Origin of the sequence: Corynebacterium lipophiloflavum DSM 44291 (assembly GCF_000159635.1) — a bacterium.
Taxonomy (GTDB): Bacteria; Actinomycetota; Actinomycetes; order Mycobacteriales; family Mycobacteriaceae; genus Corynebacterium; species Corynebacterium lipophiloflavum.
Window position 1 is genome coordinate 368,151 of sequence record NZ_GG667191.1, and the last position, 9,072, is coordinate 377,222.

Genomic DNA, 9,072 nt, shown 5'->3' on the forward strand with positions numbered 1-9,072 from the left:
GCAGGCACCGATTGCGACTAAGGTTGGCCGTCATGTGGATCGACTACGCAGCCCGCCAAGCGTTAATTTCGCTGGGCGCTTTTGTGCGTGCGCCGAGGCTAGAGCTCGCGGCTCAGGCTACGTCGTTGTCGTTCCCTCAAGAGGGCTCCACCGTCATATCCATGACTACTCACGGCAATCGCATGTCTACTTCTGTGGCTTCGATTGCGTCGCTCCTGATGGGCACGCAGCTGCTTCCAGTGTTTCTCTGGCTGGATCGCGCCGACTTCGAGTCGGACTGGCCGGATGGGCTGCGGGGTTTGGTTGATCGGGGACTTCAGGTACGTTGCTCGGACGGTGCTTTTGGTCCACACACGAAGTATCTTGGCACTTTTGCCCAGTTCAGTGGGACCGACACTCGCGTGATCACGGTCGATGACGACATGATGTACCCGCGCTGGTTCGCCCAGAAACTTCTCAACGCCTCTGACGCCAATCCGCACCTGGTTGTCGCGTACAGGGCGCACGAGATCGCCTTCGATGGCGACGAGTTGGACACGTACAGGCGCTGGAAACGGGTCTTTACCACCGCGCCGTCGCACCGGCACTTCGCCACCGGCGTGTCCGGGGTGGCGTACCCGCCGTCGATGGTTGAGTATGTGGCCAACCAGGGAACCAGTTTCCTCGAGTGCGCCCCGAAGGCGGACGACGTGTGGCTCAATGCCTGCGCGCTGCGCTCCGGCCACAAGGTGCGCCAGGTCTTTCCGCACCCCCGGGAGTTTTCCATCGTTCCGGGTTCGCAGCGCACCGCGCTGGTGCGCAAGAACCTGGGCGGCGGGGGCAACGACAAGCAGATAGAGGCGACGTACACGCGTGACGACATCGAGAAGCTCCTGCATGAGCCCTAAAGCCGTCGTTGTCGGCGCCGGGATCAACGGACTCGCGGCCGCGCTCCGGCTCGCTCGCGCCGGTTGGAGCGTCGAAGTGTTCGAGCGCGAGGACACCATCGGAGGGAAATGCCGCTCGGCCAGCCTTTTCCCGGGCACGATCAGCGATCTCGGCGCCGCCACGTTCCCGTTTGCCGCACAGACCCTCGAGGCTGATTGGGTGCGCGCGCCGCGGCCGGTCGCTCACCCGCTGGCGAGAAGCACGGCGCTTATCGACGCCCTCGGGCGCGACCAGGAGACCTGGAACGCGCTGCACCTTCCTGTGGCGCGGGAGATCGACAAGCACCTGGCCAACATCCTCGGGCCCACCATGCTGCGCGTTCCGCCGCATCCGGCGGCGATGCTGCGCTTCGGGGTGCGCGCAGCGTTGCCGGCGACCACGCTGGGCAACCTCCTGTTTCACACCGAGGAGGCGAAAGCGCTGCTCGTGGGCAACGCGGTGCACTCGATGAGCTCGCCGACGCGCCCGCTGACTGCGGCGTTCGGGGTGTTGTTCGGTGCGCTCGCGCACGCGAACGGGTGGCCCGTGGCGCGCGGCGGGGCCCAGGTCGTGGCCGAAAACCTGGCCGCGCAGGCGCGCGACGCCGGGGTGAAAATCCGCACCGGCACGGAGGTTGAGACGCTACCAGAAGCCGACGCGGTGGTGCTCAACATGTCGGCGCGCGAAGCGCGGCGCTTCGGGGCTCGACCGCTGCACCCAGGCCCCGGAGTGTTCAAGGTCGACTGGCTGCTGCGCAACCCCGTGCCGTGGCGAGACCCGCGCGTCGGGCAGGCCGGCACCGTGCACGTCGGGGGCACCGCAGCGGAAATCGCCCACGCGGAAAAGCAGGTGGCGCGTGGTCTCATGCCGAACCGGCCGTTCGTCATGGTGTGCCAGCAGTACGTCGCCGACCCCTCGCGCGGAACGAGCCTGTGGACCTATGCCCACGTTCCACGTGGCTACACCGGTGACGTCACGGGCCACATCGCGCGCCAGATCGAGCGCTTCGCGCCCGGGTTCCGGGACTGCGTCGCAGACACCCACGTCACGGGGTATATCGAGGACATCGCCGGTGGGGAAATGAGCGTGCGCCAAATGGTATTTCGCCACCCCCACCACGTCGCGGGTGGCGTCTTTTTGGCCAGCGGGTCGACGGCGCCGGGAGCCGGGGTGCACGGCATGGCCGGCGTGTGGGCGGCGCAGGCCGCGCTTAGAAGAGCCCGGTGACGGCTTCGCGGTCGACCTTCCCGGGACCGAGAAGCGGCAAACCGGGCACCACCTTGACCTCCTTGGGCACCTGCCAGCGGGGTAACTCCTCGAACGCGTCCATGAGCGTGGCCAGCTCGGCGGAGCCGGTGTACGCGGCGCAGATGCGCTGGCCGAGCCGGTCGTCCGGGACCCCAACGACGCAGGCCGCGGTCACTCCGGGGATGCGGAGCATGAAGTTCTCCAGCACCTCGGGGTGAAGTTTTAACCCGCCTGAGTCGATGACGTTGTCGAGGCGGCCGGAGACGGTGAGGAGGCCGTCGACAAGCAAGCCCGCGTCCGAGGTGGCGAACCAGCCGGGCTCGGCGAACGCCTCGTGGCCGGGGAGGTTGCGATAGCCGCGCGCGATCGTCGGTCCGCCGAGCAGAATACGGCCGTCCGTGATGCGAACCCTCGCCCCGGGCAGCGGCCGGCCGTCATAGACGCAACCGCCGGAGGTCTCGGACGAGCCGTAGGTGGTGACAACGTTTATCCGCAGGTCGCGGGCACTGCGCAGCAGCGTGGGGTTGGTTGCGGCGCCGCCGACGAGTACCGCGCTAAACAGGCGCAGGGCCTCGATGCCCTCGAGGGTGGACAGGGCTTTGGCAGTTTGCATCGGCGTCAACGAGGTGTAGCAACGCTCACCGGTGGATGCCAGCGCCCGGGCGCGGGCGGCGAAGTCTGCGACGCGAAACCCCTGGGAAAGGTCCACAAACTCCGGCTCGACGCCCGCGACGAGGCTGCGCACCAGGACCTGCAGGCCGGCGATGTAGCTCGCCGGCATTGCCAGCAGCCACTGGCCCTGGCCGCCGAGAAACTGATGCGTGGCGTCTGCGCTGCACACCAGGTTCGCAGCGCTGAGCTGCGCGCCCTTCGGGGTGCCGGTGGAGCCGGACGTGGAGACGACCAGCGCAATGTCCTCGTCGATGGGCTCGCCAACGCCCTGGGTATTGCGCAGCAGGTTCGCGCGCGCCGGGTCGTCGATAGGCACCGGCAGAAGGCTGCGGCGACCGGCGAGCGCAGCCTCGAGGTCGTCGAGAATAGCCAACGGTTCGCGCGGGTCGACAGGGAGGATTTCGAGGCGGTGCACGCACGTGATTCTAGCCGGGGGAAAACCCTGCGCGGATTGTTATTGGTGATACCCCGGGGAACTGCGTGGCGCCGACGTCCGGGTCGCAGCCGGACCACTGGGCTGCCCGCACTTAGTAGTAGTACGGAAACTCGTCCCAGTTCGGCGCCCGCTTCTGCAGAAACGAATCGCGGCCCTCCACGGCCTCGTCGGTCATGTACGCCAGGCGGGTGGCCTCGCCGGCGAACACCTGCTGGCCCATCAGGCCGTCGTCGGTCAGGTTGAAGGCGAACTTCAGCATGCGCTGCGCGGTGGGGGACTTGGTATTGATCTCGCGCGCGGCTGCAATCGCTTCCTCTTCGAGATCTGCGTGGTCGGCGACGATGTTGACCGCGCCCATCCGCTGCATCTCCTCGGCGCTGTAGGTGCGGCCGAGGAAGAAGATCTCGCGGGCGAATTTCTGGCCCACCATCTTCGCCAGGTAGGCCGAGCCGTAGCCGGCGTCGAAGGAGCCGACGTCCGCATCCGTCTGCTTGAAGCGGGCCTCTTGGCGCGAGGCGATGGTCAAATCGCAGACCACGTGCAGAGAGTGCCCGCCGCCGGCCGCCCAGCCACCGACCACCGCGATGACGACCTTGGGCATGGTGCGGATCAACCGCTGCACCTCCAGGATGTGCAGCCTGCCGCCCTCGGCCTTGGCGCGGGCGGCGTCGACCTCGCCGGAATCGTTCGCGTACTGGTAGCCGGAGCGGCCGCGAATGCGTTGGTCGCCGCCCGAGCAAAACGCCCAGCCGCCATCGAGTGGCGACGGCCCGTTGCCGGTGAGCAGCACCGTTCCCACGCTCGGGTCGCGCCGGGCATGGTCGAGCGCGCGGTAGAGCTCGTCGACGGTGTGGGGGCGAAACGCGTTGCGCACCTCGGGCCGGTCAAACGCGATGCGCACGATGCCGTTTTCGCGCCCGCCCCCGTTGTGGCGGTGGTAGGTGATGTCGGTGAAGTCGAAGTCTGCGACCTGATCCCACTGGGAGGGGTCGAAAGGCTGGTCTGTGGAGTAGTTCATGGCCTAGAACTTACTCGGTTGGGGGATTGCCTCCCTCCGCGTTGTGTAGTGCGTTGGTTTTCTCGCGCTGGTTGGTTACACACCCCGGGGCCGACCGCGTGGTTTACACCGCGCGGTTTGTGTATGCGGCTTGTTCGTGACCAGGCGTTTTACCAATCCGACACGCTACATCGCGCGGTCCAAAATGCGCAGTCGCCTGTGCCCGGTCTGGAGGAGGAGCCCACTGACGCACCCACCGCGCGTCGCAGCTAACTCTCGCACCTCACGAACGGCCCCGAGGGAATTACGGAACGAAAATGTGGCCAAATTCCCGGTAAGGTACTGCTTACCTTATTTCCAGGGGAGTAACGTCACCGCCATGCAATCGTTCACTGCGCTTATCGACGTCCCCGTTGGCGCTCAGGCCGTCATCGACGAGCACACGTTAGACGCCTCGACCAGTCAGCGCCTCCGCGAGCTCGGCATGCGCCCCGGTGCGAGCGTGACCGTGGTGCAGAAAACCTCCGGTGGCGGCCGCGTCGTCCGCGTCGGTTCGGCGCGGTACGCCCTCGGTGTCCAGGCGCTGCGTTCCATCGGTGTGAGCGCCGCGTAACTTCCATGGCACACAAGGATGTGGCGGCGGCTCCGTCGTGCCGCTGCGAGGGCGCAACCGTAGTCGCGGGAGCGGAAGGAGCACCCGTGATCGCGCTCGTCGGGGCGCCGAATGCCGGCAAGACGACGCTGTTCAACGCCCTGACCGGCTTAAAAGTAAGGATGGGCAACTGGCCCGGCACCTCCGTCGAGGTCGCCCGCGGGGTGTGGCGCAATTACGCGGTGTGCGACCTGCCCGGCACTTACTCGCTTGACCCGGTCAGCCCCGACGAGGAGCTCACCCGCGAGCTTTTGGTCTCCCGCCCCGCCGAAGAGCGCCCCGACCTGGTCCTTGTCGCCGTGGATGCGTCCAATATCGCGCGCGGGCTCTACCTCGCCGCCCAGGTGGCGGAGTACCCGATGCGGGTGGTGATCGTGCTGACCAAAACGGACGTCGCGGCGGCCCAGGGCGTTGAGTATGAAGTCGATAAGCTGGCGTCCGAGCTGGGGTTGCCCGTGGTCGGCGTGGATCCGCGCAAGCGCGACGTTCATGGGTTGGCCGAGGTAGTCGTCCGCGAGTTGGAGGCCGCGCCCGCTGCCGCGCGCGAGGTCGAGGGCGACAACGAGCTCGAGCGTGCCGACGCCCGCTTCGCCTGGGTCGACCGCGCCGTCGCGGCTGCTACCGTGCGCGACGAACCGCGCGCGACGCTCAGTGAGCGCGTGGACCGCGTCGCCCTGCACCCCGTCGGCGGGCCCCTGTTTTTCTTGCTTGCCATGTGGTGCGTTTTCCAGATCACCACCACCGTGGCGGCGCCGCTGCAGGACGCGCTCGACTCCTTCTTCGCGGGCCCGGTGGCCTCGCTCGCGCAGGCTGTGCTGCCCGACGTCGCCTGGCTGCGGGGCTTTATCATCGACGGCCTCATCGGCGGCGTCGGCATGGTGCTGACGTTCATGCCGCTCATGGCGCTGATGTTTCTGTGCCTGGCGGTTTTGGAGGATTCGGGCTACATGGCCCGCGCCGCCGTCGTCGCCGACCGCCTGATGCGCACCATCGGCCTGCCGGGAAAGGCCTTCATCCCCCTGATCGTCGGCTTCGGCTGCAACGTCCCCGCGATCTCGGCGACGCGCGTGCTGGGCGACGAACGCCAGCGCAGGATGACGGCCCTGCTTGTGCCGTTTACCTCGTGTTCCGCGCGCCTGACCGTCTACGTCATGCTGGCCGCCACGTTCTTTCCTGAGAATGCGGGAACCGTGGTGTTTGTGATGTACGTCATCTCCATCGCGCTCGTCGTGCTCACCGGCCTGGCGATGCGCGCCACCCTGTGGCGCACCATGGGATCGGCGCCGTTGGTCATCGACCTGCCGACGTACCAGTGGCCGGTGCCGCGCATCGCGCTGTCGGTGATGTGGGCGCGCCTGCGCGGGTTCCTCGAGACCGCCGGCAAAATTATCGTCGCCACCGTCGTTTTCGTTTGGGCTCTGCAGTCCACCCCCGCGCAGCCGGGCGAGAAGTTCGGCGAGGTCGCGCCCGAGGATTCCGTCTACGCAGCGGCCGCCGAGATACTGGTGCCAGTCTTCGAACCGGCCGGATTCGGCTCGTGGTCGCTGACCGGGCCGCTGATGACGGGGTTCGTGGCCAAGGAGGCGGTGATCTCCAGCTGGGCGCAGACCTACTCCCTCGACGACCCCTCCTCGAGCGCCCCGCAGGAGCAGGGCGCCTCCGCGCTGGCGCAGCGCATCCGCGAGGACTTCGCCGAGTCCTCGGGCGGGCACCCGGTACCCGCGGTGTGGGCGTTCATGATCTTCCTGCTCGCGTACACGCCGTGCGTGGCCACGCTGGCCGCGCAGCGGCGGGAAATTGGCCTGAAGTGGACGATGTTCGGGCTCGCTGCCCAGCTCTCCATTGCCTGGGTGCTGGCCGTGCTGACGTTTAACCTGCTCAAGGTGGTGCTGTAGATGGGTCCGATGTCCGCGGTGATAGCCGCAATCAACGATGGCGCGCTTGGCCGGGACGACATCGCGCGCCGCACCCGGCTGGAGCGCACGACCGTCGACGCCGTGATCGAACGGCTCGAGGCGATGGGCCAGCTGCGCCGCGAGGGGTTGAATTCGGCCTGCCCCACCGACGGCTGCGGGACCTGCTCCTCCAACGGAGCGTGCTCGATCCAAAAGGGCCCGGTTGCGCTGGTGCTCAGCCGTAGACTGGGCACATGATCCCCACCCTCGACGACATCATCGAACGCTGCCACGTGGTCGCTTTGCCGATGGCGGTGCGTTTTCGGGGCGTCGATACGCGCGAGGCCCTGCTTATCGACGGCCCCGCGGGCTGGGGTGAGTTCTCGCCCTTTGTGGAGTACGGCCCGAAAGAGTCCGCCAGCTGGCTGCGCGCCGGGCTCGAGGCGGCGTTCGAGGGCCTGCCGCCCGCGGACGGCAACGTCGAGGTCAACGGCACAGTCCCGGCCGTGGCACCGGGAGAAGTCGAGGCTGTCCTCGAACGCTTCCCTGGCGTACGAACCTTCAAGATCAAGGTCGCGGAGAAGGGTCAGTCGCTTGACGACGACCTCGCGCGCGTCAACGAAGTACGCCGCCTGCGCCCGGACGCGACGCTGCGGGTGGACGCGAACCGCGGCTGGAGTGTCGCAGAAGCGGTCGAGGCCGCACGCGTGCTGGGCGAGCTCGAGTACATCGAGCAGCCCTGCGCGACTGTTGGGGAGCTCGCCGAGGTGCGCGTGAGGGTTGATACCCCCATCGCCGCCGACGAGTCGATCCGGCGCGCGGACGACCCCTACCTCGTCGCTCAGCTGCGCGCCGCGGATGTGGCGGTGGTCAAGGTCGCTCCGCTTGGCGGTGTTCGCAGGCTGCTGCGCATCGGCGCTGAACTCGGCCTCGACCTGACCGTGGCCAGCGCCTTGGACACCGCCGTCGGGGTCGGTGCGGGGCTGGTTGCCGCCAAGCTGGCTAGTTCGCGTGCCGCGGGGCTGGCCACGCAGAGGCTGTTCGTCGAGGACGTCGCCGAGCCGTTCGAGCTTGTTGACGGCAAAATGGCAATCCGCCCAGTTATCCCCGATCCGCAGCGCGTGCAGGCACTGCGCGCCCGGCCCGAGCGCCGCGAGTGGTGGATCCGCAGGCTGTCGGAAACCTTTGCCCACCTGTAGGCGCGGGGTGCATCCATCGTATCTTCCGGCGGTCAGTGCGCTAACTGCCGCGGTGTTCTAGCTGCGGGGTTTGTAGCGCGGCGCGCTAATCTAAGGTGCATGAATTCCAGGGACCCCTTCGAGGACGAAACGCGCCAGTTTGACCGGCAACCGCGCCGGCCCCAGCAGCATTTCCCGGCGCAACCCGAGTATTCGGCCCCGCCGCAGTGGGAGGAGCCCATCTACTACGAGCCGGAGCCTGAGCGCTCCAGCTCCGGCTCCAGCACTGCCGCGATTGCGCTGGGCATCATCGCCGCTTTGGCCACCGCCGCGGCCGTGCTATTTATGGTGCTGTGGCGCAGCGCCGTCGAGGAAGCGAACCAGCCGCCGGTTACGGTCACCGAAACGTCCACGGCGACGACCACCGCGACGACCACCACGACTCGCCTTCCCGCGATCCCGACTCAGCTCCCCACCGAGTTGCCCACCGAATTGCCTACCGCGCTGCCCACTGAGCTGGCGCCGGAGATTCGCAACGAGGTCGGCGGGCTGCTCGACAGCCTGCTCAACGGATAAGTGGGTCGCGCAATGGATTCGATGGAACTGGCCACCTTTGTCGTCGATAAGCTCGCGCGCCACGTCACAGACGTTGTGTTGAGCCCCGGGTCGCGAAACTCGCCGCTGGCTTACGCCTTGCTCGCGCGCGGCGACATTCGCGTGCACGTGCGTATCGACGAGCGCGCGGCCGCCTTTACCGCACTCGGGATGGCGCGGGTGCAGCGTCGTCACGTGGGAGTGGTCATGACCTCCGGCACCGCCGTCGCCAACGTGTACCCGGCGCTGGTGGAGGCGCACATGTCGCACACCCCGCTGGCCGTGATCAGTGCCGACCGCCCGGCACGGTTGCTGGGCACGGGCGCGTCGCAGACGATCTGGCAGGAGGGGATCTTCGGACGCTACGCCGCCACCCAGCAGGTTTCCTCGCTTGAGTCGGAGATCTCCTTCGAGCCGGACCAGGTGCACATCAACGTGGCCCTGGACACCCCGCTCGTGCCCGCCGAGCTGCCCGCCGCGCACGGCACGCCGCG

The 9,072-nt window shown here is 67.7% G+C and carries 10 protein-coding genes; 8 read left to right on the top strand and 2 right to left on the bottom strand.

Annotated features, from left to right (window positions below; all coding sequences use genetic code 11):
• The first annotated feature begins 401 nt into the window (after window positions 1–401).
• Both HMPREF0298_RS12650 and HMPREF0298_RS01830 read left to right on the top strand, forming a co-directional pair.
• On the top strand, window positions 402–887 hold the full coding sequence (locus HMPREF0298_RS12650) for a hypothetical protein (protein WP_245527426.1): 486 nt from the start codon (window positions 402–404) through the stop codon (window positions 885–887).
• Window positions 877–2,133, top strand: coding sequence for a phytoene desaturase family protein (locus HMPREF0298_RS01830; protein WP_006839384.1), 1,257 nt, complete (start codon window positions 877–879; stop codon window positions 2,131–2,133). Before HMPREF0298_RS12650 ends, HMPREF0298_RS01830 begins: the two co-directional genes overlap by 11 nt.
• On the opposite strand, the gene menE is transcribed toward HMPREF0298_RS01830, so the two are convergent.
• Window positions 2,117–3,241: an o-succinylbenzoate--CoA ligase gene (gene menE, locus HMPREF0298_RS01835; RefSeq protein ID WP_006839385.1), complete on the bottom strand. Its 1,125-nt coding sequence runs from the start codon at window positions 3,239–3,241 to the stop codon at window positions 2,117–2,119. The two genes, HMPREF0298_RS01830 and menE, sit on opposite strands and share 17 nt — an antisense overlap.
• A 112-nt stretch (window positions 3,242–3,353) precedes the next feature.
• The gene (locus HMPREF0298_RS01840; RefSeq protein WP_006839386.1) at window positions 3,354–4,280 is read right to left on the bottom strand and encodes a 1,4-dihydroxy-2-naphthoyl-CoA synthase; all 927 of its coding nucleotides are present in this window, start codon (window positions 4,278–4,280) and stop codon (window positions 3,354–3,356) included.
• Window positions 4,281–4,638: 358 nt separating this feature from the next.
• Here HMPREF0298_RS01840 and HMPREF0298_RS01845 point away from each other — a divergent pair, with 358 nt between their 5' ends.
• The 6 genes from HMPREF0298_RS01845 to HMPREF0298_RS01870 form a co-directional block, all read left to right on the top strand.
• Window positions 4,639–4,872: a FeoA family protein gene (locus HMPREF0298_RS01845; RefSeq protein ID WP_006839387.1), complete on the top strand. Its 234-nt coding sequence runs from the start codon at window positions 4,639–4,641 to the stop codon at window positions 4,870–4,872.
• 5 nt (window positions 4,873–4,877) lie between these two features.
• Window positions 4,878–6,806, top strand: a complete 1,929-nt coding sequence (gene feoB / locus HMPREF0298_RS01850) for a ferrous iron transport protein B (RefSeq protein WP_050758249.1) — start codon at window positions 4,878–4,880, stop codon at window positions 6,804–6,806.
• Entirely contained in the window at window positions 6,807–7,064 is a 258-nt protein-coding gene (locus HMPREF0298_RS01855) for a FeoC-like transcriptional regulator (protein ID WP_006839390.1), read from the top strand.
• Window positions 7,061–8,005, top strand: coding sequence for an o-succinylbenzoate synthase (locus tag HMPREF0298_RS01860; RefSeq protein WP_006839391.1), 945 nt, complete (start codon window positions 7,061–7,063; stop codon window positions 8,003–8,005). Before HMPREF0298_RS01855 ends, HMPREF0298_RS01860 begins: the two co-directional genes overlap by 4 nt.
• Window positions 8,006–8,104: 99 nt before the next feature.
• Window positions 8,105–8,560: a hypothetical protein gene (locus tag HMPREF0298_RS11505; protein ID WP_006839392.1), complete on the top strand. Its 456-nt coding sequence runs from the start codon at window positions 8,105–8,107 to the stop codon at window positions 8,558–8,560.
• Window positions 8,561–8,572: 12 nt separating this feature from the next.
• The coding region (locus tag HMPREF0298_RS01870) for a thiamine pyrophosphate-binding protein (protein WP_006839393.1) at window positions 8,573–9,072 on the top strand (500 nt) is incomplete at its 3' end.

Coding starts and splice junctions, on each gene's coding strand:
- HMPREF0298_RS01845 (WP_006839387.1), top strand. CDS start 4,639: ATGCAATCGTTCACTGCGCTTATCGACGTCCCCGTTGGCGCTCAGGCC.
- HMPREF0298_RS01855 (WP_006839390.1), top strand. CDS start 6,807: ATGGGTCCGATGTCCGCGGTGATAGCCGCAATCAACGATGGCGCGCTT.
- HMPREF0298_RS01830 (WP_006839384.1), top strand. CDS start 877: ATGAGCCCTAAAGCCGTCGTTGTCGGCGCCGGGATCAACGGACTCGCG.
- HMPREF0298_RS01860 (WP_006839391.1), top strand. CDS start 7,061: ATGATCCCCACCCTCGACGACATCATCGAACGCTGCCACGTGGTCGCT.
- feoB (WP_050758249.1), top strand. CDS start 4,878: ATGGCACACAAGGATGTGGCGGCGGCTCCGTCGTGCCGCTGCGAGGGC.
- HMPREF0298_RS01840 (WP_006839386.1), bottom strand. CDS start 4,280: ATGAACTACTCCACAGACCAGCCTTTCGACCCCTCCCAGTGGGATCAG.
- HMPREF0298_RS11505 (WP_006839392.1), top strand. CDS start 8,105: ATGAATTCCAGGGACCCCTTCGAGGACGAAACGCGCCAGTTTGACCGG.